Here is a 22,977-nt window from a genome sequence, read left to right as displayed (position 1 = left end):
CCGACCGCCCTGGATCCGGCAACGGACAGCGCCAACGGCCAGGACCCGGGCGGGTCAGCCCCCGACGAGTGCGTTCCGCAGGACGCGCAGCGCCGCGGCGTCCCTCGGCGCTCCGTCCGCGGCGGCGTCGAGCCGGGCGACCAGGTCGGCCGGCAGGTCGAGCACGATCCGGACCGGTGCCGCGTCCGGTGCCACCTCCGGCGCAGCGCCCGGGGTGCCGGTGCCGTCGTCCTCGGCAGTGGCCCCAGAGGAGGTGGTCCCAGAGGAGGCGGTCCCGGTGGAGGTGGTTCCGGTGGAGGCGGGCCCGTGCTCCCCTCGGCCGCGCAGGACCAGGGCCAGCACCGGCAGTGCGATGGTGCCGAGCGCGTCGACGATCCCGGCGACACCGAACCAGCGCCAGTACCACTCGCCGCCGCCGACCGCGCCGTCGGTGATCACCGGCAGCGCCAGCATCGTCGCGACGACGGCGATCGCGGCCAGGGTCAGCACCAGGCCCGTGCGGATCACGGTCCGCCGTCGCTCGGCGAGCAGCAGGAGCAGGTTCGCGTGCGCGAGGCTGATCGCGACGATCGTCGCCACCAGCAGGGTCTTCAGCACCGAGCCGTCGCCGTCGTCCTCGAAGAGTTCGTCGCCGCTCCAGACCAGCCACAGGGCCGCTCCCGCGGCGACGACGCTCGCCGCCAGGCCGGCGAACCCGAGGAGCCGCACGGCACGGGTGACGACGGCGAGATGGCAGAGCGCCGAGGTGCCGAACGCGGCGACGATCAGGGTGGTGGCGACGATCCGCGCCTGCAGGTCACCGAAGCCGCCGCCGAGCAGGGCGACGATCCCGCAGAGCGAGGCGACGAGCAGCGAGGCGACCACCGCGACGATCATCGCGCGGCGGGCCCCGCGGACCGGGGAGGCAGCTGGTGCGGTCATGCCGGCGAGGCTAGGGCCCTGCGGGGCGGTCGGGCCTCCGTAGGGCTACGGCAACCCGAACGGCATCCCTGGCGGCAGCCCGGGCAACGTTCCGGGGCAGCAGGGTGGCGACACCCTCCCGGTGCTGGGCGACGGCGTCGTCGACCCGCCCGCGCCGGGCCCGGCCCGCCGCCCGGGTGGAGACGAGTGCGGCGAGGGTCCGTCGGTCGGGTCCGGCGATCTCGACGCGGCCGAGGTCGTGGCCGGTGAGCAGGTCCATCGCGCGGGCCAGCACGTCGGGCGGGAGCGGCGCGTGGACGTGCAGCCGGGCCCGGGCGCGGCGGAGCCGGTCGGGGCTCCACGGGCCGGGGTCGGCGACACCGCGGTAGAGCTCGTCGAGCCGTGGGTCGCCGCCGGGCAGCCGCACCCGCACGTCCCGGTGGGTCTGGTTGAGCACCGCGTCGACGATCTCCACCAGCTCCCACCCGCGCGCATCGGCGTCGACGGTGGCGAGGACGTCGGGGACCGCGCCGGGCAGCGGTGCACCGCGCACGCCCGGGTCGGGGACGAGCGCGGCGATCCGGATCCGCTCACCGTCCTTGCCGCCACCCACCGTGTCGTGGTCCGCCGGGCGGCCACCCCAGTCAGGGCCGTCGTGCCAGGCCACCGCGGCCGGTTCGTGGACCAGCAGTGCCCCGTTGTTCCAGGCCCGGTAGGCCAGGTCCCAGTCCTCGCCGCCGTAGCCGACGTAGCGCTCGTCGAAGCCGCCGAGGTCGTCGAACAGGCCGCGGTGCAGGGCGAGCACGGCACTGATGACCAGCTGCCAGTCCGTGCCCGAGGCGTCGAGCAGGTCGCGGGTGCGCCGGTAGCCGTCGGCGAGCCAGGCCGGGTCGGGCAGCTGAGGTGCGGCGGCCGGATCGTCGCCCGGTGCGGTGCCGGACAGGTCGGCGTGCCGACGACGGCCGACGGCGAGCACGTCCGGGCAGGCCGCGATCCGTGCGGTGATCGCGGCGAGGAACCCGGGCCCGGGGACGGTGTCGGCGTCGAGGAACACCAGGATCTCGCCGTCGGCCCGTGCGGCACCGCGGTTGCGCGCGGCGGCGGCGCGGAAGCCGCGGTCGTCCTGGGTCACTACCCGCACCGGCACCGGTCCGGCGAGCGCGGCCGGGTCCGGCGGCTCCGGCGACCCGTCGTCGGCGACGACCACCGACACCGGCGGGAGCGTCTGGCCCTGCAGCGCGGCGACGGTGCGGGCCAGCTGCGCGGGCTGGCGGTAGTGGCACACCACCACCCCCACCAACGGCGGCGGCCCGGTGTGTGGCGCCAGCAGGTCCCAGCGGTTGCCCGGCACGCTCACCGGGCGAGCAGCCCGCGGTAGAGGGCGGCGTGCCCGGCCCCGGCGTCCGGCCAGTCCGGGACCGGGCCGCGGGTGGCGGTGGGCCGGGTCAGGGCGTCGGCGACGAGGGCGTCGCGGCGGTCCTCGTCGTCGTAGAGCGCCACCGAGCCCGGGGCGGCGACGGCGACCTCGCGGGCGTAGGCGCCCACCGCCGCCAGCGGGTAGCGGCCGTGGGCCAGCCACGCCAGCAGCGAACCGCTGGCGCTGACGGTGCGGCCCGGCGCGACCGGGACGGTGACCGCCGCGGCAGCCGCGGCGAGCGCCGCCGGTTCCAGCTGCCCGGTCAGGATCCACTCCACCCCGCGGGAGCGGGCGTGCCCGGCGAGGGACCGGGCGAGGTCGTCGTGTCCGTCGGAGACCGCCCCCGCGGCGACGACCGCGGGCCGGTCCGGGTGCGCCGCGGCCGCGTCGATGACGGCCTCGTGCCCCTTGCCGGGGTAGACGAACCCGAGCACGCCGAGCGTGCGGAGCCCCGCCCAGCCCGGCGCCTGCTCCGCGGGCACGACGACCGGCAGCGGCAGCGCCACGGTCACCGGGTCGACCGCGCCGAGCGCGCGGGCCTTGTCGGCCTCGTCTCCCGCGGACACGACGACCGCGTCGGCGGCGGCGACCACACGCCGGTACCCGGCGCAGCGGCGGGCGTCGCGGGCCGGGTCGGGGTCGGCGCCGGGGAGGTCGTGCAGGGTCACGACCAGCGGCCGGGGCAGGACCCGCGCCTGCTCGACGAAGGCGTCGGCGGCCGCGGCGACATCGGCGCCCCAGAGCGCGTCGGTGAACTGGGCATGGGAGAGGTCGGCCTGGCCGGAGCCGACCGGGACGAGGCCCTCGGCAGCCACCGCGGCGGCGACGGCAGCGGCGTGCCGGACCACGCCGTGCCCGGACGCGCCGGGCGCGACGACCCGCACGGTGACGGTCACCGCGCCACCCCGGCCAGGACCCGGCGGTACTCGCGGGCGTGGGCGTCGGCGACCTCGGCGCGGAGCCGCTCCCGGTCGTCGGGGTCGGCCCGCCAGGCCGGGCGGGTCCGGTGGGCCAGCGCGACGGCGGCGCCGAGCGAGGCGCGGTCGGGGCCGTCCTCGGTGAGGGCGTAGGTCAAACAGGGCGCCTGCTCGTGGAAGTGCCCGACCTCGGGGACCAGCGCGGCCGTGCCGAGGTCGTGGCAGGCCTCCAGCCAGCCGGAATGAGTCCCCCACCGGTACGGGAGCACCGACACGTCGAGCTCCTGGAGGTAGGCGTGGAAGGCGTCGTCGTCGAACGGGGGGTGCACCCGCAGCTCCAGGCGGGGCTCGTCGCGCAGGGCGTGGGCCACGGCGCGGCCGCGGGCGTCGTCGTGCGCGTCGACCCGCAGTGCCACCTCGGGCGGGGCGGTCGCGGCGAGCGCGCGGGCCACCCCGACCGGGTCGGCGTTGGTGCGGTGGCTCTTGGCGTGCAGGCCCACGACGAACCCGTCGGCGCGGCGGGGCCGGGGGCGGCGCAGCCAGTCCGGCCCGACGACGGCAGGGTGCCCCAGCACCAGCGCGTCGCGTCCCCAGCGCTCCCGGATCCGCGCGGCGGCCCCCGGGGTCAGCGTGACCAGCCCGGCGGCGGCCGGCACCAGCACGTCGAGGGCCGCGGCGTGCGGCGCCGGGTCGGCGTGGTGCGGGTTGCGCAGGTCGTGCACGGTCAGCACCAGCGGGACACCGGTCTCCTCCAGCGCCGCGACGAGTGCGCGCAGCTGGTCGGGGGTGCGGTCGTCGAAGCCGAAGTGGACGTGCAGCACGTCCACCTCCCCGGCGTGCGCGCGCAGGTGCTCGGCGTCGAGCCAGGGCGAGGGCCACCACACCCCCGGACGGGCGCCCGGGACCGGCGGGTCCGGGAGCCGGACCACCTCGGGGTGGTGCAGCGACGCCACGTAGGGATGGGCGGTGGGCACGGATGCCACGCGCACGCGACGGCTCCTCTCCTCGGATCCACCGGGATGCCCGTCCGGGCGCGGATCAACCGCGCGGGCCACGATGACCGGGTGACCGATCCGCGCCGCCGCCACTACGGCGTCCTCTACGGCCTCGACGCCCCGACGCCGGGACCGCTCGCCCTGGTGTGGGGCAACTGCCAGGCCGAGTCGGTCCGGGTGCTGCTCGCCACCGTCGCCGACCTGCCGGTCACCCCGGTCCGCATCCCGCCGGTGCACGAGCTCACCGCCGACGACCTGCCGCACCTGCGCCGGCTGCTGTCCCGGACCCGGCTGCTCGCGTCCCAGCCGGTCCGCGACGACTACCGCGACCTGCCCCTGGGCACCGCCCAGATCGCCGCCGGCCTCGCGCCGGGGGCGGTCGTCGTGCGCTGGCCGGTGATCCGCCATCCCGCGCTGCACCCGTGGTCGGCGATCGTGCGCCACGCGTCCGACCCGGCCGCCGTCCCGCCCGGGGTGCCCTACCACGACCTGCGGGTCCTCGCGGCCGCCGCCGGACGCCCGGCGGGTCCGCCGCCGACGCCGGACGCGCTGCGCGAGGTGGGCCGGCGCGGGATCGCCGAGCTCGCCCGGCGGGAGGCCCGCGACACCGACGTCGGGGTGTCCGACGCGATCGCGGGATTCGGCGCGGCGGCCGCGCACACCCTCAACCACCCCGGCAACGAGGTGCTGACGCTGCTCGCCGGGCGGATCCTCGACGCCGCCGGGATGCCGGGCGTCGTCGGTGACCCCGGACGCACCCTGCTGGGCGGGATCCGGGCCCCGCTACGCGCCGACGTCGTCGACGCCCTCGGACTGGACGTGCCGCCGCGCCCGCACTGGTGCGTCTCCGGCCGGGCGGTCGCCGAGGACGAGGTCGCCGCGGCGCAGCGGGCCTGGTACGCCACGCACCCCGGATGGGTGGACGCCGGACTGGCCCGACACGCCGACACGCTGGAGGTTCTGGGGCTGTAGCCGGGTCCCGGCGACCATGGTCGAGTTGTGGGGGGCTCCGGGGAGCCGCATGATCGGTGGAACGTCCGGGTTCAGCCGCCAGCTCGCACGGTTCCGTCCTTCGAGCCTCGGAGCGTGTCGACCCATGACCCCGTCCGCCTTCCGCCGGTGACCTCCCGGATCGCGCTCATCGCCTCGGCCCGCTACCCGATCCGTGAACCGTTCCCGGGTGGGCTGGAGGCCCACACCGCCGGGCTCGCGTCCCGGCTGCGACGTCGTGGTCACGACGTGACCGTGTTCGGCGCGCCCGGTTCCGATCCGGGGCTGCGGGTCCGGGAGATGGCGGTGCTGCCGCCGATCTCGCCTGCCGCGCGCAGCGACGTCGGCATGCCGGCGGAGTGGTTCCTCGCCGAGCACCACTCCTACCTGGAGCTGCTGCTGGCGCTCTCCCGCGAGCGCGGACGCTTCGACGTGGTGCACAACAACTCGCTGCACTACCTGCCGCTCGCGCTGGCCGACACCCTCGACGCGCCCGTCCTGACCACGCTGCACACGCCGCCGACCCCGTGGATGGAGTCCGCCGTGCGGCTCGGCGACCCACGCCGGCTGCGGTTCGCCGCGGTCAGCGCGCACACCGCCCGCTCGTGGGCGCCGACCGGAGCCCGCGCGACGGTCGTCCGCAACGGCGTCGACATCGCGGCCTGGGAGTACGGGCCGGGTGGCGGGGTCCCGGTGTGGTCGGGCCGGGTCGTGCCGGAGAAGGGCCCTGTGGAGGCGATCCGCGCGGCGCGGCTGGCCGGGACCGGGCTGCGGCTGGCCGGGCCGTGCCCGGACCGGGCGTTCTTCGACTCCTGCGTCGCCCCGCTGCTCGGCGACGGCGTCGACTACGTCGGCCATCTCGACCACCGCGCGCTGGCCCGCCTGGTCGGGGACGCGACCGTCGCCGTCGTGTCGCCGTGCTGGGACGAGCCCTACGGTCTGGTCGTCGCCGAGGCGCTGGCCTGCGGGACCCCGATCGCCGGGTTCGCCAGGGGCGCACTGCCCGAGATCGTCGACCCGCTCAGCGGGGTGCTGGCCGAGCCCGGCGACGTCGAGGGTCTGGCCGAGGCGATCCGCGCGGCGTCGCTGTTGTCGCGCACCGACGCCCGCCGGCACGCCGAGGCGACCTGCTCGGCCGAGGTGATGGTCGAGGGCTACGAGCGCATCTACCGGGCCCTGGCCGCCGCATGACCGGCGGCACGATCGTCTACTACGTGCACCACCACGGCAGCGGGCACGCCCACCGCGCCGCCGCGATCGCCGCGCACTGCCGCACCCCGGTCGTCGGGGTGGGGAGCAGGCCCGCCCCGCCCGGCTGGCCCGGCGCCTGGCACGAGCTGCCCCCCGACACCGGCGGCAGCGACACCTGCGCCAGTACCGGTACCGCCGATGTGACCGCGGGCGGGACGCTGCACTGGGTGCCGCGCCGGCACGACGGTCTGCGTGCTCGCACCGCCGCGGTCTCGGCGCTGCTCGCCGCGGGACCGGCCCGGCTGCTCGTGGCCGACGTGTCCGTGGAGATCGCCCTGCTGGCGCGGCTGCACGGGGTTCCGGTCGCCGTCGTCGCGCAGCCCGGGGAGCGGCTCGACCGGCCGCACCGCACCGCCTACGACCTGGCCGAGGTGCTCCTCGCGCCGTGGCCCGCGGACCCGCCGCGGCCGTGGCGCCCGGAGCTGACCGGCCGGACGGTGCACCTGGGCGGCCTGTCCCGCTACGACGACCGCACCGCCGGCCCGAGCCCGGGCCGGCGTCGGGTGCTGGTCCTGACCGGCAGCGGCGACGGCGGCGCCGACCCGGCCGCGCTCGCCGCCGCGGCCGCCGCCACCCCGGACTGGACCTGGCGGGTCGCCGGCGGCCTCACCGGCGCGCTGGCCGGCGCCCCGCCGAACCTCACCTGCGCCGGCTGGACGGGCGAGGTGTGGGCGGAGCTGGCCGACGCCGACGTCGTCGTCGGCCACGCCGGCCAGAACGTCGTCGCCGAGATCGCCGCCGCGCGCCGGGCCGCGGTCGTCGTCCCGGCCGAGCGCCCGTACGGCGAGCAGACCGCCACCGGTGCGGTGCTGCGGGCGGCGGGGCTCGCCACGGTCCGCGACCGCTGGCCCGCCCCGGCCGACTGGCCGGGGGTGCTCGACGAGGCGCTGTCCCGCGGCGGGGCGGGCTGGTCGCGCTGGTCCGACGGTCGGGCCGCGGAACGGGCGGCCGCGGTCCTCGACCGGATCGCCGCGTGAGGGCGCCCGCGACGCGGGTCGCCGTGGTCACCGTGGTGCGCGGCCGCACCGACCACCTCGCCCGCCAGCGACGTGTGCTCGCCGCGGGCCCGCCGGTGGGCCACGTCGTCGTCGGGATGGGCGAGGACCCCGTGACCGACGGCGAGGGCCCTCCGACCCGGGTCCTGACCGTCCCCGCACCGGGCCCGTTGCCGCTGGCCGCGGCACGCAACGCCGGGGCGGTCGCCGCGCTCGCCGACGGGGCGACGCTGCTGGTGTTCCTCGACGTCGACTGCCTGCCCGGTGACGACCTGGTCGACGGCTACCGCCACGCCGCGGCACGGCGCCCGGACGCGCTGCTGTGCGGGCCAGTCACCTACCTGCCGGCGGGGGTGCTGCCGGAGCAGGACCTGCACCGGCACACCGATCCGCACCCGGCGCGCCCGGCCCCGGCCGACGGAACCCTGGTGGCCGAACCGCGTCGCGAGCTGTTCTGGTCGCTGTCGTTCGCCGTCACCGCCGACGCGTGGCGGACCGGCGGCGGGTTCTGCGAGGACTATGCCGGCTACGGCGGCGAGGACACCGACTTCGCGCTGTCCTGCGGGCTGGACCTGGTGTGGGTGGGCGGGGCGCACGCCTACCACCAGCACCATCCGCCGGCCCGTACCGACCCGGCCCGGATCGCCGAGATCGTCGGCAACGCCCGGCTGTTCCACACCCGGTGGGGTTGGTGGCCGATGGCGGGCTGGCTGCGCGAGCTGCACGCGGCGGGCGCAGTGGAGTTCGACCCGCGGCGCGACGTGCTGCGGGTCGGATGAGACCGGTCGGGAACTAGCAGGCGGTGCGGGGCGGGCAGGCGCAGAACTGCACCGGCCGCATGCACGAGTAGCACAGGTCCGACGCCCGGCCCGGCCGCGCACGGCGGGCCAGGGCCCGGTGTGCGAACGCGAGGATCGACATGACCAGGATCTTTCCCGGCGACGCCGCGTTCACACGCCTCCGGTCCGGATATGGGACGGACGGCGGCGCGGCTGCGACGGACGGCCCCGGCCCGCGCGACGTCCGGTCGAGCGGTTGCCGCCGTCCGTCTCAGCGCGGTCTCACTCCGGGCCCTGCGAGCGCAGCTCCTCCACCCGCCCCATCGCCGCGCGCAGCTCGGCCAGCCACTCGTCGGTGTGCCGGCCGACCAGGCGCACCGACCAGGCCAGCGCGTCCGACCGGGACCGGGCCACCCCGGCGTCGACGAGGGTGTCGAGCACCGCCCGCTCGGGCTGGCGCAGCCGGGTCATCACCGGCACCGAGATCGTCGTGAACAGCTCGCGGGTCCCGCCGATCCGCGCGCCCCAGGCGACCTTGCGCCGGTAGCGGCTCTCGGCCTGGCGGGCGATCTCGATCCGCCGGTCCCGGGTCTCCTCCCGGAAGCGCGAGATCCGCCCGGCCTCGGCGGCCGCGGCGTCGGCCCGCCCCTCGTCGGTGTCGGGGTGGTCGGCATCGAGCGGGGGCAGCTCCCCCACCACGACGATCTCGTCCCGGTCGACCGTCACCTCCGGCGCCCCGGTGAACCACCCGTCGGGCAGCCGTCCGGAGAACCACGCCGCGGCGTCGTCGGCCGGGGGGAGGTCGGCCTGCTGCCAGCCGCCCCGCCCGCGTCCTCGTCCTGTCATCGCGCACCTCCCGCATCGATGCTTACATGATTACACCGTCGCGAGCTGGGATGCCAGCAGCACGGCGCCGAGGGTCACCATCGCGGCACCCGCGACCCGGGACACCACGCGCGCCGCGGCGGGCCGGGCGGCCAGGACGGCGCGGGCGCCGACACCCACGCCGGTGTAGACGAGCGCGCAGCCGAGGACGTGCACGAGGCCGAGCAGGAGGATCTGACCGCCGACGGGGACCGGCGCGGCCGGGTCGGTGAACTGCGGCAGCAGCGCCAGGAACAGCAGCAGCGCCTTCGGGTTGAGCCCACTGACCCCGGCGCCACGGACCAGGTCGCCGAGCCCGGACCCCCCGCCGTCGACGGCCGCCACGGCGGGACCGGCCGGTCGGAGCAGTGTCGTCGCACCGAGCACCAGCAGGTAGACCGCGCCGACGGCGGTGAGCACGGTGAGGACCTCCGGCCGGCGCGCGACGACCGCGGCGATCCCGGCCGCGACCAGCCCGGTGAGCGCCAGGTGCCCGCCGAGCAGCCCCGCCAGCGACGGCAGCACGGTCCGCCCGCGCAGCCCCGCGCGGATCATGTACGCCCAGTCCGCGCCGGGCGTCAGGACCAGCAGCAACGACAGGCCGGAGAACCCCAGCACACTTCCGATCGGCATGCCACGACGCTAGGCACGAGGCGCCGACAGGTGTTCCCGTTGTTCCCACCGAGCACCCGGCATGGTGCAAGATTCTTCTCCGTGGACACGATCGACCGGAAGATTCTTGCCGAGCTGCAGGCCGACGGTCGCCTGACCGTCACCGAGCTGGCCGAGCGGGTGCGGCTGTCGGTGTCGCCGTGCCACCGCAGGCTGCGTGCCCTGGAGTCCTCCGGGGCGATCGCGGGCTACCGCGCCCACCTCGACGCGCACCGGCTCGGCCTGGGGTTCGACGCGCTGGTGTTCGTGACCATGCACGAGGCCGTGCAGGACACGGTGCAGGCGTTCGAGTCGGCCGTCGACGACATCGAGCAGGTCGTCGCGGCGCAGCGGCTGTTCGGCGACCCGGACTACCTGCTGCGGATCATCACCCGGGACCTGCCCGCGTTCCAGCGGCTCTACGACGAGCGCCTCACCACGCTGCCCGGCGTGCAGCGGCTGTCCTCGACCCTGGTGATGAAGGACGTCGTCGCCGACCGGGGGCTGCCGCTGGAGCACGGGCTCGACACCGGACGACGAGGATCATGACGTGCTCAGGGGGTGAACAGCACCTTCACCGCGCCGTCGCTCTTGTCCTGGAACATCGAGTAGGCCTGGGCCGCCTCCTCCAGCGGGACCCGGTGGGTGGCGAAGTGGTCGACGCCGAGCGGGTCGTCGTCGCCGAGCAGCGGCAGCAGGTCCGGGACCCAGCGCCACACGTTGGCCTGGCCCATCCGCATCTGCACCTGCTTGTCGAACAGGGTGAGCAGCGGCAGCGGGGTGGCGCTGCCGCCGTAGACGCCCGACAGTGAGATCGTGCCGCCCCGGCGCACTGCGCCGATCGCCAGCTCCAGCGCCGCGGTCCGGTCACTACCGGCCGTCTCCATGACCGTGCGGCCCAGCCCGAAGGGCATCGCGGCCACGAGCTTCTGGGCCGCGGCCGCGACCGGGGACCCGTGCGCCTCCATGCCGACCGCGTCGATGACGGCGTCGGCGCCACGGCCCCGGGTCATCGACCGGATCGCGCCGAGCACCTCGTCGTCGCCGTGGCCCAGGTCCAGCGCGGTCACCCCGCGCGCCTCGACCCGGGCCAGGCGTTCCGGCACGACGTCCACGCCGACCACCCGCCGGACCCCCAGGTGCGCGGCGATCCGGGTGCACATGTCGCCGATCGGCCCGAGCCCCAGCACCACCAGCGTCCCGTCGGCGGGCGTCGCGGCGTACTGCACGGCCTGGTAGGCGGTCGGCAGCACGTCGGACAGGAACAGGAACCGGTCGTCCGGCGGCCCCTCGGGGACCCGGATGGGCAGCGAGTTGCCGAACGGCACCCGCAGGTACTCGGCCTGTCCGCCGGGCACCTGCCCGTATAGCTGGGTGTAGCCGAACAGGGAGGCGCCGGTCCCCTGCTCGCGGTTCTGGGTGGTCTCGCACTGCGACTGCAGGCCGCGCTCGCACATCCAGCAGTGCCCGCAGCTGACGTTGAACGGGATCACGACGCGGTCACCGACCGAGAGCTCGGTGACGGCCGATCCCACCTCCGCCACGACACCCATCGGCTCGTGGCCGAGGATGTCGCCGGGGGTCAGGAACGGGGTGAGCACCTCGTAGAGGTGCAGGTCGGAGCCGCACAGGCCGGAGCTGGTGATCTGGACGACCACGTCGTCCGGCTGCTCGATGACCGGGTCGGGAACGGTGTCCACCCGGACGTCGCGGCGGCCGTGCCAGGTCAGGGCACGCATGGGGTCTCCTCGGGGTCGCCGGTGGTGTGGGCGCCCGGCTACCCGGGCGCACCCCGGCGAAACCGGCACGGGCGTCCGGCCGGCAACCCGCATCCGGCGGTCCGTCCCACCGCGGCCCACCGCGTGGCCGTGGGAGTGGTGCCGGGCCGGGTCGGCATACTCGACCGGGTCCGTGGCACCGGTCGGTCGACGTGCCGGCGCGGCCACCCGCGCACCGGCGGGCTGCCCGTCGTGACCGGCATGACGTCCGTGAGCCCGGGTACCGCGGATGCACGGCGGGCCCGCGGGCCGTGGCACGGGAGGGGGACCGCGTGGCAGAACGGGTGGCAGAACGGGTCGACGCCGTCGTCGTCGGGGCCGGGCACAACGGTCTCGTCGCGGCGAACCTGCTCGCCGACGCCGGCTGGGACGTCCTGGTCTGCGAGGCCGCCCAGGCGCCGGGCGGCGCCGTGCGCTCGGCCGAGATCACCGCGCCCGGCTTCGTCAGCGACCTCGCCAGCGCCTTCCACCCCCTCGGCGCCGCGTCCCCGGTGCTGCGCGAGCTCGACCTCGGCGCGCACGGGCTGGTGTGGCGCCACGCCCCCGCCGTGCTCGCCCACCCCACCCCCGACGGCCGGTGCGCGGTGCTGCACCGCCGCCTCGACGACACCGCCGACGCGCTCGACGACGACCACCCCGGCGACGGCGCCGCGTGGCGCGCCCTCGTCGCGCAGTGGGACCGGATCGGCGACGACGTCCTCGCGGCCGCGCTGCGCCCGTTCCCACCGGTCCGCCCGGCGACCCGGCTGCTGCGCACGCTCGGCACCGGCGACGCCCTGCGGCTGGCCCGGATGCTGGTACAGCCGGTCGCCCGGATGGCCCAGGAGCACTTCGGGGGCCGGGCCGCCCCGCTGCTGCTCGCGGGCAACGCCCTGCACACCGACCTCGGGCCGGACTCCGCGGCGGGCGCCGCCTACGGCTGGCTGCTGGCGATGGTCGGGCAGCGCGTCGGCTTCCCCGTCCCGGAGGGCGGTGCCGGTGCCCTGACCGGCGCCCTCGTCGCCCGGCTCACGGCACGGGGCGGTCGGCTCGACTGCGGACGACCGGTCCGGACCGTGCTGGTCGGACCGTCCGGGCGGGCCAGCGGTGTCGTGGACGCGGCCGGGCAGCGTGTCCTCGCCCGCCGGGCGGTGCTCGCCGACGTCGACGCGCCCCGCCTCTTCCGCGACCTCGTCGGCGAGGAGCACCTGCCGGCCCGCTTCGTGGCCGACCTCGACCGGTTCCAGTGGGACCACTCGACGGTGAAGCTCGACTGGGCGCTCGACGGGCCGGTCCCCTGGACCGCGCCGGGCGCCCGGTCGGCCGGCACCGTGCACCTGGGCGCCGACCTCGACGGCCTGCGCCGCTACGCCGCCGACCTCACCGCGGGCCGGCTGCCCGGCGACCCGTTCCTGCTGTTCGGGCAGATGACCACGGCCGACCCGACCCGCTCCCCGCCCGGCACCGAGTCGGCGTGGGCCTACACCCACGTGCCGCGCGGGCTCGGCTGGGGCCGCGACGAGGTGCTGCGCTGGGCCGACCGGATGCAGCAGGTGGTGGAGGACCACGCCCCCGGGTTCGGGTCGCTGGTCCGGGCCCGCGCCGTCGCCGGGCCCGCGGACCTGCAGCGCCGCGACGGCAACCTCGTCGACGGGGCGATCACCGCGGGCACCTCCGCGGTGCACCAGCAGCTGGTGTTCCGTCCGGTGCCGGGTCTGGGCCGCGCCGACACCCCGGTGCCGGGCCTGTTCCTGGCCGGGGCGTCGGCGCACCCCGGCGGGGCGGTGCACGGCGGGCCCGGCGCCAACGCGGCGCGGGCCGCGCTGGCCGCGGCGGGGGCGACCGGTGCGCTCTACCGGGGCGCGGTCCGGTTCGCCCACCGGCGGCTGTACGGCTGAGCCCGACCACCCTCCGGTCGGGTTTGGACCCGCGGGGGACGGACATACGGTCATCCGTGACCATCGATCACCGACCCGCCGTCACCGGCACCGGCGTCCTGGACCCGGTGCCCGCGCCGACCGGCCCCACCGAGCCGTTCCCGGCCGCACCCGGGGCGACGCTCACGGCCGTCGTGGCCGCCGGTGAGCTGGACCTCCCGCTGCCCGGCGCCGGGGCGACCGCGACCCGGTGGGCCCGGCTGGCCCGCATCGCACGACGGGACCTGCCGGTCGCGCGGCTCGCCGAGGGGCACGCCGACGCCGTCGCGATCCTCGCCGACCTCCACCGCTCCCCCGCCCCGGGCGCCAGTTACGGGGTCTGGGCGTCGCGGTCCGGCGGCGGGGCCCGGCTCGACGGCGGCCGCGACGGGCTGCGCCTCACGGGCACCGTGCGGTTCTGCTCGGGCACCCACCTGCTCGACCGGGCCCTGGTCGTCGCCGGTGCGCAGGACGGCACCCGGCTCGTGGACCTGGACCTGCGCGCCCCGCAGGTGGAACGGGTGACCGCCTGGCGGGCGTCCGGGATGGCCGCCAGCGACACCCACGACGTCGTACTGCACGACGTGCCCGTGCCGGCCGAGGCCGTCGTCGGCGGCCCGGACGCCTACACCGCGCGCCCCGGCTTCGCCCACGGCGGCGCCGGGGTGGCCGCGGTGTGGCTGGGTGCCGCCGCCGCGGTCGTCGACCACGTCGCGGAACCCCTGCGCACCACCGACCCGGACCCGCACCGGCTCGCCGCGCTGGGGGCGGTGCACGCGGCCGTCGCCGCCGCCGACGCCCTGCTCGCCGTCACCGCCGCCCGGATCGACGCCGACCCCACGAGCCCCCACCACGACGCGGTCGCCACCGTGCGGGCCGCGGTGGAGCGGGCGTGCCGCACCGTCCTCGACGCCGCCCCGGAGATCGCCGGGGTGGCCGTGCTGGCCGGGTCGCCGCTGCTCACCGAACGTCTCGCGGACCTGCAGATCTACCTCCGCCAGCACCACGGCGGACGCGACCTCGCCGCCCTCGGGCGCGCCCTGGTCGCCCCGGTGACCTGATGGAGCCCGTACAGACCGCGCACGTCTGGGAGGACGCGGCCGTGACCCTCGCCCGGCGCGAGCTGGACCCGTCGGCGTTCGGCCGCCTGGTCGTGGTCTGCGCCCACCCCGACGACGAGACCCTCGGCGCGGCCGGGCTCATGCGCGGCGTCGTCGCCGCGGGCGGCACCGTCGAGATCGTCCTGGCCAGCGACGGGGAGGCCGCCCTGCCCGAGGTCGGGTCGATCGACCGGGCCGAGCTGGCCCGCACCCGCCTCGCCGAGCTCGACGCGGCGCTGGCCGAGCTGGGCGTCCCCGCGACGGTCCACCGGCTCGGGCTGCCCGACTCGGCGCTGCACGAGGACCAGCTCGTCGGGCCGCTGACCGGGCTGCTCGCCGGCGCCGACGCCTGGGCGAGCCCGTGGCGCGGCGACCCCCACCCCGACCACGCCGCGGTCGGGCGGGCCTGCCCCCGGGCCGCCCCGGTGACCGCCCACGGCTTCGGGTTCCCGATCTGGGCGCGCACCCGGATCCCACCGACCGACCCCGGCGTGCCGTGGGAGCGCGCCCACCGGCTGACCCTGTCGCCCGAGGACCGCGACGCCCGGCGGCGCGCGATCGCCGCGCACGCGTCGCAGTCCGCGGTGCCGCCCGGCGGGACCCGGGCGGTGCTGTCCGCGGCGACGCTCGCGCACTTCGACGGCGACCACGAGGTCCACTTCCGGGAGCCGTCACCCTCGGGGGCGCCGCCGGAGCTGTTCGCCGGGCTCTACCGCGACGGCGCCGACCCCTGGGACGTGCGCGGCTCGTTCTACGAGCGGCGCAAGCGCGACGTCCTGCTGGCCTGCCTGCCCCGGGACCACTACGCCCTCGCCGCCGAACCGGCGTGCGGGCTCGGCGAGCTGACCCGCGCGCTGGCGGCCCGCTGCGACCGGCTGGTGGCCTCCGACGTCGTCGACGAGGCCGTCGCCGCCACCACCGAGGCCGTCGGCGGGACCCCGGGCGTCGAGATCCTCCGGGCCGACGTCGACGACGACCGGGCCGTCCCCGGCGGGGTCGACCTCGTGGTGCTCGCGGAGTTCCTCTACTACCTGCCCGCCACGCGGGTCGACGCCGTGCTCGACCGCATCGCGGGTGCGCTGGTGCCGGGCGGCGACCTGGTGCTGGTGCACTGGCGGCAGTGGCCCGCCGAGGCACCAGCCGACGCCGCGGCCGTGCACGCACGCGTGCTGGCCGACGACCGCTTCGACACCCTCGTCGAGCACACCGACGAGCAGTTCCTGCTGCACGTGGTCCGGCGCCGGTGAGCCGGCCCGTGCGGACCCGTGGCGCACCGTCCGCCGTCGGGGTGCTCGTCCCCGCCCACGACGAGGCGGCCACCGTCGCCGCGTGCGTCCGCTCCGTGCTGACGTCCCTCGACCACACGCCAGGGCTCACCGCGCGGGCGCTGTGCGTGGTCGCCGACCGCTGCTCCGACACCACCGCCGCGCTCGCCAGGGCCGCGGCCGCGACGCACCCGGCCGCGGCCCGGGTGCGGGTGACGGTGCTCGAACCCACCGCCGGGGTGGCCCCGCTGCCCGGCGGCCGGCCCGTGCAGCGGCCGCACGAGGTCGCCGGACCGGTCACGATCGGCGCGGTCCGCGAGGTCGCCGCCCGCACCCTGGCCACGCTGCTCGCCGCCGACGGCGCCACCCCCGCCACGAGCTGGCTGCTCGGCACCGACGCCGACGGCACCGTGACCCCCGGCTGGGTGGCCGCGCACCTGGCGCTGGCCGCGGCTGGCGCCGTCGCCGGTGGGGTGGTGCTCGACGTGCCCGGGCTGCCGCGCCCGCCCGGGGAGCCGGCGCCGCCCGAGCACCCGGTGTACGGCGCCAACCTGGGGGTGCGCGCCGACGCGTGGGCGGCGGTGGGCGGGTTCCCGCCGCTGGCCTGTGGCGAGGACCACGGGCTCGTCGCCCGGCTGCGGGCCGGTGGCTACCGCGTCGTCCCAGGTGCGCCCGGGACGGTCCGGACCAGCGCCCGCACCCGGGGCCGTGCCCGCGGCGGGCTGGCCGACCTGCTGCGCGACGCCGGTCCGGCGCTCCCCCAGCCCCGGCCGGGTGTCGGCGCGGGCGGGGCGGGCATGCCGGTCGCGTGAGCCCGGCGGGCGCCGGGGTCAGCGGGCCACGGCGTGCAGCAGCAGGCCGGTGACGGTGCCGTCGGCGATCAGCCGCCCGATCCGCTCGGACTGCTCGCGGGCCGCGGCGTGGCGCGGATCGTGCCCGTGGTCGCGGTCCAGGACCGCGTCCACCCGGGCCGTGCTGTCCCGCCAGTCCTGCGGGGACGGGGGAAAGGCGGTGAGCGCCGCCTCGTCGGTGAGCGCGAACCCGGCGTCGTGCAGCAAGGCGCGCAGCTCCGGCGCCGACGGGAACCGGTTGCCCTCCGGGGACCCGGCCGGGCGTTCGGTGTCGGCCAGGAACACCAGCAGCCCGAGCGACCCGCCAGGGCGGAGCACCCGGTGCAGCTCGGCCAGCACGGCGGCCTTGTCCTCGACCGTGCAGAGCACGCCGAGACACCAGCAGGCCGGGAACGCACCGTCGGCGAGCGGGACGGCGTCCCCGGCCCCGACCAGCGTCGGCAGCCCGAACAGGGCGGCCGCGGTCCGGCAGGCCGGTCGCTCCACCCGGCGGCACCGCAGGGCGCAGATCACCGGGCGGACCCGGACTGGACCGGCGGCGCGCGGGTACCCCGCGCGGATGACGACCCCGGACACCGCGGTGATCGACGTCGACGGCACGCTCGTCGACACGAACTACCACCACGCCCTCGCCTGGTCCCGCGCCCTGCGCCGGTTCGACGTCACGGTGCCGCTGTGGCGGCTGCACCGCGCCGTCGGGATGGGCGGCGACCAGCTGGTACCCGCCGTGGCGGGGCAGGAGTTCGAGGACGCCCACGGCGACGACGCCCGCGCGGCCTGGAAGGAGGAGTTCGACCCGCTGCTCGGCGAGGTCGTCGCGTTGCCGCAGGCCGCGGAGCTGCTCGCCGACCTGCGCGACGGCTTCGGGATGAAGGTCGTGCTGGCCAGCTCCGGCGACCCGGAGCACGTCGATGCCTACCTCGACCTGTTCGGCGGGCGCGAGCTGGCCGACGCCTGCCTCACCCGGGAGGACGCGCGCCGCACCAAGCCCGACCCGGACCTGGTCAGGACCGCGGTGCGCCGGGTCGCCGGGTCGACCGCGTTCGTGCTGGGCGACTCGGAGTGGGACGTGCGCGCCGCGGCGGCCGCCGGGCACCCGGCCTACGCGGTGCGCACCGGCGGTGCCGGTGTCGACGAGCTGACCGCGGCCGGCGCCGTCGAGGTCCTCACCGACCTCGCGGCGGTGCGGCAGGCGATCCCGCGGATCCTGCGCGGCTGAGGCGGCGCCTGCATCACGATGGTCGACCCGCCCGCCCGGCGGCACCGGGCGCTGCGACCCCGCCGTCCCTGCGGTGGCAGCATCGTCGTCGGCCCCGTGGTCGCGAGGCCGGTCCTCCGACAGCCGCGGGAGCACCCATGTCGATCATCGCCGTCGAGGAGCACTGGACCTCCCCCGCGCTGGACGCGGCGCTGGCCGCCCTGCCGGCGGACCGGCGGGACCCGAGCACCGCGCTGAACGACATCGGCGACCACCTCGCGCAGCTGCACGACCTCGGCGCGGGCCGGATCGCCGCGATGGACGCCCAGGGCGTCGACCTGCAGGTGCTCTCGATCGCCCCGCCCTCGACCGGGCCGCTGGACCCGGCGGACGCGGTCGCGCTGTGCCGCGAGCTCAACGACACCGCCGCCGCGGCCGTCGCCGACCGTCCGCGACGCCTGCGGGCGATGGCGACCCTGCCCACCGCGGCGCCGTCGGCGGTCGCGGCCGAGCTGGAACGCGCCGCCGACCTGGGCATGGTCGGGGCGATGGTCTACGGCCGCAGCGGCGAGCTCCTGCTCGACGACCCGCGCCTCGACGACCTGTTCGCCGTCGCCGCGGCGCGTGCGCTGCCGGTGTTCGTGCACCCGCAGGTCCCGCCGCCCGCCGTGCGCGACGCGTCGTACTCCGGGTTCGGCACCACCACCGACCTGGCGCTCGCGACGTTCGGGTGGGGCTGGCACGTGGAGGCCGCCGTCGCGGTGCTGCGCCTGATCGCCCGCGGTACCTTCGACCGGCACCCCGGTCTGACCGTCGTGCTCGGCCACTGGGGGGGGGAGCTGCTGCCCTACTGGGCCGACCGGGCGAACGGCGTCGCCCGGGTCGCGGGGCTGGAACGCTCGGTGCCCGAGTACGTGCGCGAGAACATCGTGCTCACCTGCTCGGGCATGCTCGACCCCGCGCACCTGCAGCACGCGCTCGCGGTGACGACGCCCGACCGGCTGCTGTTCTCGACCGACCACCCCTTCCAGCACCCGTCGCGGGTGGAGGTCGAGGCGTTCCTCGACGAGTTCGACGCCACCGACCGCGCCCTGTTCACCGAGGGCAACGCCCGCCGGCTGTTCCGGATCGAGGGACCGGTCGGCCCGGACCGGTGACGGCAGTGCTGTCGGCAGGGGTATCGGCAGTGGTGTCGACCGCCACCGGTGTGTCACGCGCCGACCGGGCCCGCGCGGGGTAGGGTGGCACCCGGATCAGATCTGCCGCCCGTCCCGGGCGTTCCGACGGCCGGGGCGGAGAGCGGGTCCCGGACACCGTCGACGGCCTGTGGCGCTTCCCGCAGCCGGACCGCCGACCTCCGTGACTGCGATCCCCCACCGGCCGGTTCGTGGTGCGGAGGGGCCATCAGGCCCTTCGTCACGTCGAGCACGTCCGGCCGCGGCCCCCACAAGGGACGCGGCCACGGACCGGCGCCGCAGGACGTCGACAGGAGCAGTACGTGGCGCGAGGAGGCAGGCCCCGGACCGGGGCTCGCCAGGGCACCCCCCAGCGACGTCGCCGCCCGCGCGGCAACGACGTGATGTCGGTGCTGACCGGGGCCGCCCGCGAGGTGCGGACGGCTCTGCGGAGCGGCCGGGTCACCCCGGCCACCCGCACCAAGTTCCAGACGGTGGCGCTGCTGCTGCGTGACGAACGGGCCCGGGTCCGTGACCGGCACGACGACGCGAAGCGCGCCGAGACCCTGCAGCGCCTCGACGAGATCGCGAAGGCGCTGGCGATGGACGCGGTGCGCGACGCCGGCCTGCTGGCACTGCTCGCCGACGACGCCGTCGTCTCCGACTCGGCGCGCGCGCTGAAGCGGGAGATGCTGCGTTCGGCCGGTATCGAGGTCGACGAGCCGGAGCCGGAACCGGAGCCCGTCGACGTCCCGCAGGTCCCGGCGAAGCCGCAGGTCGTGCCGCGGTCCGTGGTGGCCCGGCAGATGGCCAACCCGTTCCTGGCGCCCGACTTCTCCGCCGCCCCGCCGAGCGGCCCGCGCCCGACCCCGCTGACCGGCTGGGAGCTGCTCGGCCCGCTGCTGCGTTCCTTCGAGCGTGCCGGGGCCGGTGCCCCGGCCTGCATGGAGCTGCCCGAGCCGTCGACCCGCCCGATCCCGGGTGGCCGGGAGCTGATGCCGCACCAGGCGAAGCTCGTCGCCGCCGCCGAGAACGGGCACCGCACCTTCCTGCTCGCCGACGAGCCGGGCCTGGGCAAGACCGCGCAGGCGCTGCGCGCGGCGGAGGCGGCGAACGCCTACCCGCTGCTGGTGGTCGTGCCGAACGTGGTGAAGACCAACTGGGTGCGCGAGGCCGCGCTGTGGGCGCCGCGCCGGTCCGCGACCGCGATCCAGGGCAACGGCGACTCCGTCGACGGCTTCGCCGACATCGTCGTCGTCAACTACGAGGTGCTCGACCGGCACATCGGCTGGCTGGGCGACTTCGGGTTCCGCGGCATGGTCGTCGACGAGGCGCACTTCATCAAGAACCGCACCTCGCAGCGGTCCAAGCACGTCCTGGAGATCGCCGAGAAGATCCGGGCCTTCATCCCGCGACCGCTGCTCATGGCGCTGACCGGCACCCCTCTGATCAACGACGTCGAGGACTTCCTCGCCATCTGGCAGTTCCTCGGCTGGATCGACGCGACCAAGCCGCGCGCCGAGCTGCTCGACGCGCTGACCGCGACCGGGATGACCCCGGCCGACGGGCTGTTCGAGCGCGCCGCCCGCCAGTGCGTCGTCGACATGGGCATCGTGCGTCGTCGCAAGATCGACGTCGCCGCGGACATCCCGGCCCGGCGCATCGCCGACCTGCCCGTCGAGATCGACGGCCCGACCGGCCGGTCGATCCGGGCGGCGGAGAAGGCGCTGGCCCGGCGGATGGTGGCCCGCTACACCGCGGCGCTGGCGGCCCGGCGGTCCGGCCCGGGCGTCGAGGGCATCGACCACGGCCTGGTCCGCGACGTCGCGGGCTGGGAGCAGAAGGACGCGGCGGAGGCGGGCTCCGGGGACAACGTGTTCACGATGATGCGCCGCCTCGGCCGGGCCAAGGCCGGGCTGGCGGCGGACTACGCGGTGCAGATCGCGCGCAGCGCGGGCAAGGTCGTGTTCTTCGCCAAGCACGTCGACGTCATGGACGCCGCCGAGCAGACCTTCGCCAAGCAGGGCGTGCGGTACTCCTCGATCCGCGGCGACCAGACGCCGACGGTGCGCCAGCGCAACATCGACGCGTTCGTGAACGACCCGGGCGTCGCGGTGGCGGTGTGCTCGCTGACCGCGGCGGGGGTCGGGCTGAACCTGCAGGTCGCGTCGAACATCGTGCTCGCGGAGCTGTCCTGGACCGCGGCCGAGCAGACCCAGGCGATCGACCGCAGCCACCGGATCGGTCAGTCCGAACCGGTGACCGCGTGGCGGATCCTCGCCGCGCAGACGATCGACGCCCGGATCGCAGACCTGATCGACGCCAAGGCCGGTCTCGCGGCGGCGGCACTCGACGGCGCCGACGACGTGTCCGGCTCGTCGGCCGACGTGCAGCGCGAGGCGCTGGTCGCGCTGCTCACCGAGGCACTGGAGGCCGATCTGGCTGCCGCGTGAGCGGCGGTCGTCGTCGCGGCCGGGACCGACCCGCGCGTCCACCGTCGGGCGCACGCCTCACCGCGGGACCCGCTCCAGGAAGCGCCGCAGGTGCCCGGCGACGACGTCGAGGTGGCTCTCGAGCAGGAAATGGCCGCCGTCCACCAGGTGCACCTCGACGTCGCGGGCGTCCCGGGCGAACGCCCGTGCCCCGTCCGGTCCGAAGATCTCGTCGTTGCGCCCCCACACCGCGAGCACAGGGACCCCCGAGGTCCGCAGGAACTCGTGCAGGCGCGGGTACAACGGTCGGTTGGTGCGGTAGTCGCGGAACAGCGCGAGCTGGACCGCGTCGTTGCCCTCGCGCGAGACGAGCGCGTGGTCGTGGTGCCAGGTGTCCGGGTCCACCGTGCCCGGGTCGGGCACCCCGTGCAGGTACTGCCACCGGATCGCGTCGAGGCCGAGGGCAGCACGGACGGGGGGCTCGGTCTCCGGGCCGGGCGCGGCCCCGTAGGCCCAGACGTCGGTCCAGAAGGACTCGACGAACCCGTCCTCGTAGCCGTTGCCGTTCTGGGTGACGATCGCGGTGATCCGCTCCGGGTGGGCGAGGGCGAGCCGCCAGCCGATCGGTGCGCCGTAGTCCTGGACGTAGAGCGCGTAGCGGTCGACCCCCAGCAGCTCGAGCAGCCCGTCGGTGACGTCCGCGAGCGCGTCGAAGGTGTAGTCGAACTCGGCCGCCGGCGGGGCGGCGGAGTGCCCGAAGCCGAGGTGGTCCGGTGCGATCACGTGGTGGTCGCCGGCCAGCAGCGGGATCAGGTGCCGGAACATCGACGAGCTGGTCGGGTAGCCGTGCAGGAGGACGATCGTGGGTGCGTCCGCGGGACCGGCCTCCCGGTAGAAGACCTCGTGTCCGTCGACGGTCGCGGTCCGATGGTGGACGAGCGGCATGGCTAACTCCTTCACGTGCTCGATGTGGTTAGACACCGTCACGGAAGCACGCTCGCATGTAACCTGTCAAAGAAGTCGATGCGGTTAGGAGGCGACGTGGACCTGCTACTGGACCTGCTCAACAGCAGACCCCTGGTCGACGGCACGGAGCGCGACGCCCTCCGCGACCCCACCTCGGGACGCCGCTGGGCACGGGGGCACGGCGGGGACGGCGACCCGGAGGAGCTGGCGGCACTGCGCCGCGCGCGGGACGCACTCACCCGGGTCGCACGGGGGGACGCCGACCCGGGTGTCGCGCTGGCCCCGCTCCTCGACGGCGTGCGCCGGACACCGGAGTTCACCGACGGCCGGCTGACCTGGCGGACCGTCACGCCCCCGCACGCCCGGCTCGCCGTCGAGGCCGTACTCGCCTGGGCCGCCGTCGAGGAGCAGCTGCCCGGGCGGCTGCGCCCCTGCGCCAACGACGCGTGCCGACTGTTCCTGCTCGACCGCAGCCGCGCGAACCGCGCCCGGTGGTGCTCAATGGCGGTCTGCGGGAACCGCGCCAAGGCGCGCCGGCACTACGAGCGGACCCGCTGA

The 22,977-nt window shown here is 76.8% G+C and carries 23 protein-coding genes; 13 read left to right on the top strand and 10 right to left on the bottom strand.

Annotated features, from left to right (window positions below):
- Positions 1–54: 54 nt before the first annotated feature.
- Genes Ae717Ps2_RS11705 through Ae717Ps2_RS11685 form a run of 4 tightly spaced genes read right to left on the bottom strand, consistent with a single transcriptional unit; the run spans position 55 to position 4,223 of the window.
- Complete coding sequence (locus Ae717Ps2_RS11705) at positions 55–921, bottom strand: hypothetical protein (protein WP_139318723.1); 867 nt, start codon at positions 919–921, stop codon at positions 55–57.
- A 10-nt stretch (positions 922–931) separates the two neighbouring features.
- A complete protein-coding gene (locus Ae717Ps2_RS35150; RefSeq protein ID WP_158071488.1) occupies positions 932–2,257 on the bottom strand; it encodes a glycosyltransferase family 2 protein in 1,326 nt (441 codons plus the stop codon).
- Positions 2,254–3,213, bottom strand: a complete 960-nt coding sequence (locus Ae717Ps2_RS37315) for a hypothetical protein (protein WP_075333369.1) — start codon at positions 3,211–3,213, stop codon at positions 2,254–2,256. The genes Ae717Ps2_RS35150 and Ae717Ps2_RS37315 overlap by 4 nt, the downstream gene beginning before the upstream one ends.
- A complete protein-coding gene (locus tag Ae717Ps2_RS11685; RefSeq protein WP_075334245.1) occupies positions 3,210–4,223 on the bottom strand; it encodes a glycosyltransferase in 1,014 nt (337 codons plus the stop codon). Before Ae717Ps2_RS11685 ends, Ae717Ps2_RS37315 begins: the two co-directional genes overlap by 4 nt.
- 75 nt (positions 4,224–4,298) lie before the next feature.
- On the opposite strand from Ae717Ps2_RS11685, the gene Ae717Ps2_RS11680 reads away from it, so the two are divergent.
- The 4 genes from Ae717Ps2_RS11680 to Ae717Ps2_RS11665 all read left to right on the top strand — a co-directional run bounded on the left by Ae717Ps2_RS11680 (position 4,299) and on the right by Ae717Ps2_RS11665 (position 8,244).
- Positions 4,299–5,201 carry a WcbI family polysaccharide biosynthesis putative acetyltransferase gene (locus Ae717Ps2_RS11680; protein WP_139318725.1) on the top strand — a complete coding sequence of 301 codons (903 nt, stop codon included), beginning with the start codon at positions 4,299–4,301 and terminating at the stop codon, positions 5,199–5,201.
- Between the two features lie 114 nt (positions 5,202–5,315).
- Positions 5,316–6,410, top strand: coding sequence for a glycosyltransferase (locus Ae717Ps2_RS11675; RefSeq protein WP_075306612.1), 1,095 nt, complete (start codon positions 5,316–5,318; stop codon positions 6,408–6,410).
- Positions 6,407–7,447 (top strand): glycosyltransferase, encoded by a 1,041-nt coding sequence (locus tag Ae717Ps2_RS11670; RefSeq protein ID WP_075333367.1) that lies wholly within the window; start codon positions 6,407–6,409, stop codon positions 7,445–7,447. Before Ae717Ps2_RS11675 ends, Ae717Ps2_RS11670 begins: the two co-directional genes overlap by 4 nt.
- Entirely contained in the window at positions 7,444–8,244 is an 801-nt protein-coding gene (locus Ae717Ps2_RS11665) for a glycosyltransferase family 2 protein (RefSeq protein ID WP_075306613.1), read from the top strand. The genes Ae717Ps2_RS11670 and Ae717Ps2_RS11665 overlap by 4 nt, the downstream gene beginning before the upstream one ends.
- Positions 8,245–8,257: 13 nt before the next feature.
- Here the strand turns inward: Ae717Ps2_RS11665 and Ae717Ps2_RS37310 are convergent, their stop codons facing one another.
- From Ae717Ps2_RS37310 to Ae717Ps2_RS11655, 3 genes are all read right to left on the bottom strand, one after another.
- Positions 8,258–8,419, bottom strand: a complete 162-nt coding sequence (locus tag Ae717Ps2_RS37310) for a hypothetical protein (protein ID WP_158071487.1) — start codon at positions 8,417–8,419, stop codon at positions 8,258–8,260.
- 107 nt (positions 8,420–8,526) lie between these two features.
- Complete coding sequence (locus Ae717Ps2_RS11660; RefSeq protein WP_075306614.1) at positions 8,527–9,090, bottom strand: hypothetical protein; 564 nt, start codon at positions 9,088–9,090, stop codon at positions 8,527–8,529.
- A gap of 30 nt (positions 9,091–9,120) precedes the next feature.
- On the bottom strand, positions 9,121–9,741 hold the full coding sequence (locus Ae717Ps2_RS11655; RefSeq protein WP_043276884.1) for a LysE family translocator: 621 nt from the start codon (positions 9,739–9,741) through the stop codon (positions 9,121–9,123).
- An 81-nt stretch (positions 9,742–9,822) separates the two neighbouring features.
- Between Ae717Ps2_RS11655 and Ae717Ps2_RS11650 the strand changes: the two genes are divergently transcribed.
- A complete protein-coding gene (locus Ae717Ps2_RS11650) occupies positions 9,823–10,308 on the top strand; it encodes an Lrp/AsnC family transcriptional regulator (RefSeq protein ID WP_075306615.1) in 486 nt (161 codons plus the stop codon).
- 5 nt (positions 10,309–10,313) lie between these two features.
- Here the strand turns inward: Ae717Ps2_RS11650 and Ae717Ps2_RS11645 are convergent, their stop codons facing one another.
- Positions 10,314–11,498, bottom strand: coding sequence for an alcohol dehydrogenase catalytic domain-containing protein (locus Ae717Ps2_RS11645; RefSeq protein WP_075333366.1), 1,185 nt, complete (start codon positions 11,496–11,498; stop codon positions 10,314–10,316).
- Between the two features lie 311 nt (positions 11,499–11,809).
- Here Ae717Ps2_RS11645 and Ae717Ps2_RS11640 point away from each other — a divergent pair, with 311 nt between their 5' ends.
- Genes Ae717Ps2_RS11640 through Ae717Ps2_RS11625 form a run of 4 tightly spaced genes read left to right on the top strand, consistent with a single transcriptional unit; the run spans position 11,810 to position 16,609 of the window.
- Positions 11,810–13,414, top strand: a complete 1,605-nt coding sequence (locus tag Ae717Ps2_RS11640; protein WP_233147527.1) for an NAD(P)/FAD-dependent oxidoreductase — start codon at positions 11,810–11,812, stop codon at positions 13,412–13,414.
- A 56-nt stretch (positions 13,415–13,470) separates the two neighbouring features.
- A complete protein-coding gene (locus Ae717Ps2_RS11635) occupies positions 13,471–14,493 on the top strand; it encodes an acyl-CoA dehydrogenase family protein (protein WP_083702338.1) in 1,023 nt (340 codons plus the stop codon).
- Positions 14,493–15,779, top strand: a complete 1,287-nt coding sequence (locus Ae717Ps2_RS11630) for a bifunctional PIG-L family deacetylase/class I SAM-dependent methyltransferase (protein WP_083695879.1) — start codon at positions 14,493–14,495, stop codon at positions 15,777–15,779. The genes Ae717Ps2_RS11635 and Ae717Ps2_RS11630 overlap by 1 nt, the downstream gene beginning before the upstream one ends.
- Positions 15,776–16,609: a glycosyltransferase family 2 protein gene (locus tag Ae717Ps2_RS11625; RefSeq protein WP_198932169.1), complete on the top strand. Its 834-nt coding sequence runs from the start codon at positions 15,776–15,778 to the stop codon at positions 16,607–16,609. The genes Ae717Ps2_RS11630 and Ae717Ps2_RS11625 overlap by 4 nt, the downstream gene beginning before the upstream one ends.
- 18 nt (positions 16,610–16,627) lie before the next feature.
- Here the strand turns inward: Ae717Ps2_RS11625 and Ae717Ps2_RS11620 are convergent, their stop codons facing one another.
- Complete coding sequence (locus Ae717Ps2_RS11620) at positions 16,628–17,134, bottom strand: class I SAM-dependent methyltransferase (RefSeq protein WP_158071486.1); 507 nt, start codon at positions 17,132–17,134, stop codon at positions 16,628–16,630.
- Between the two features lie 73 nt (positions 17,135–17,207).
- Between Ae717Ps2_RS11620 and Ae717Ps2_RS11615 the strand changes: the two genes are divergently transcribed.
- From Ae717Ps2_RS11615 to Ae717Ps2_RS11605, 3 genes are all read left to right on the top strand, one after another.
- On the top strand, positions 17,208–17,867 hold the full coding sequence (locus Ae717Ps2_RS11615) for an HAD family hydrolase (protein ID WP_075306619.1): 660 nt from the start codon (positions 17,208–17,210) through the stop codon (positions 17,865–17,867).
- 137 nt (positions 17,868–18,004) lie between these two features.
- Positions 18,005–19,003, top strand: a complete 999-nt coding sequence (locus Ae717Ps2_RS11610; RefSeq protein ID WP_075333365.1) for an amidohydrolase family protein — start codon at positions 18,005–18,007, stop codon at positions 19,001–19,003.
- 341 nt (positions 19,004–19,344) lie between these two features.
- Positions 19,345–21,474 carry a DEAD/DEAH box helicase gene (locus Ae717Ps2_RS11605; protein ID WP_075306621.1) on the top strand — a complete coding sequence of 710 codons (2,130 nt, stop codon included), beginning with the start codon at positions 19,345–19,347 and terminating at the stop codon, positions 21,472–21,474.
- A 57-nt stretch (positions 21,475–21,531) separates the two neighbouring features.
- On the opposite strand, the gene Ae717Ps2_RS11600 is transcribed toward Ae717Ps2_RS11605, so the two are convergent.
- Complete coding sequence (locus tag Ae717Ps2_RS11600) at positions 21,532–22,398, bottom strand: alpha/beta fold hydrolase (protein WP_075333364.1); 867 nt, start codon at positions 22,396–22,398, stop codon at positions 21,532–21,534.
- A gap of 96 nt (positions 22,399–22,494) precedes the next feature.
- Here Ae717Ps2_RS11600 and Ae717Ps2_RS11595 point away from each other — a divergent pair, with 96 nt between their 5' ends.
- The gene (locus Ae717Ps2_RS11595) at positions 22,495–22,977 is read left to right on the top strand and encodes a CGNR zinc finger domain-containing protein (protein WP_075306623.1); all 483 of its coding nucleotides are present in this window, start codon (positions 22,495–22,497) and stop codon (positions 22,975–22,977) included.

It is taken from the genome of Pseudonocardia sp. Ae717_Ps2 (assembly GCF_001932475.1).
Lineage (GTDB): Bacteria > Actinomycetota > Actinomycetes > Mycobacteriales > Pseudonocardiaceae > Pseudonocardia.
The sequence above is the reverse complement of the archived record's forward strand: the minus strand, read 5'-3'. Positions and strand labels throughout refer to the sequence as shown.

What these genes read in the sequence shown, in the direction of transcription:
- Ae717Ps2_RS11705 (WP_139318723.1), bottom strand. Translation starts at nt 921, where the DNA reads ATGACCGCACCAGCTGCCTCCCCGGTCCGCGGGGCCCGCCGCGCGATG.
- Ae717Ps2_RS11600 (WP_075333364.1), bottom strand. Translation starts at nt 22,398, where the DNA reads ATGCCGCTCGTCCACCATCGGACCGCGACCGTCGACGGACACGAGGTC.
- Ae717Ps2_RS11610 (WP_075333365.1), top strand. Translation starts at nt 18,005, where the DNA reads ATGTCGATCATCGCCGTCGAGGAGCACTGGACCTCCCCCGCGCTGGAC.
- Ae717Ps2_RS11655 (WP_043276884.1), bottom strand. Translation starts at nt 9,741, where the DNA reads ATGCCGATCGGAAGTGTGCTGGGGTTCTCCGGCCTGTCGTTGCTGCTG.
- Ae717Ps2_RS11630 (WP_083695879.1), top strand. Translation starts at nt 14,493, where the DNA reads ATGGAGCCCGTACAGACCGCGCACGTCTGGGAGGACGCGGCCGTGACC.
- Ae717Ps2_RS11645 (WP_075333366.1), bottom strand. Translation starts at nt 11,498, where the DNA reads ATGCGTGCCCTGACCTGGCACGGCCGCCGCGACGTCCGGGTGGACACC.
- Ae717Ps2_RS11615 (WP_075306619.1), top strand. Translation starts at nt 17,208, where the DNA reads ATGACGACCCCGGACACCGCGGTGATCGACGTCGACGGCACGCTCGTC.
- Ae717Ps2_RS11660 (WP_075306614.1), bottom strand. Translation starts at nt 9,090, where the DNA reads ATGACAGGACGAGGACGCGGGCGGGGCGGCTGGCAGCAGGCCGACCTC.
- Ae717Ps2_RS11670 (WP_075333367.1), top strand. Translation starts at nt 6,407, where the DNA reads ATGACCGGCGGCACGATCGTCTACTACGTGCACCACCACGGCAGCGGG.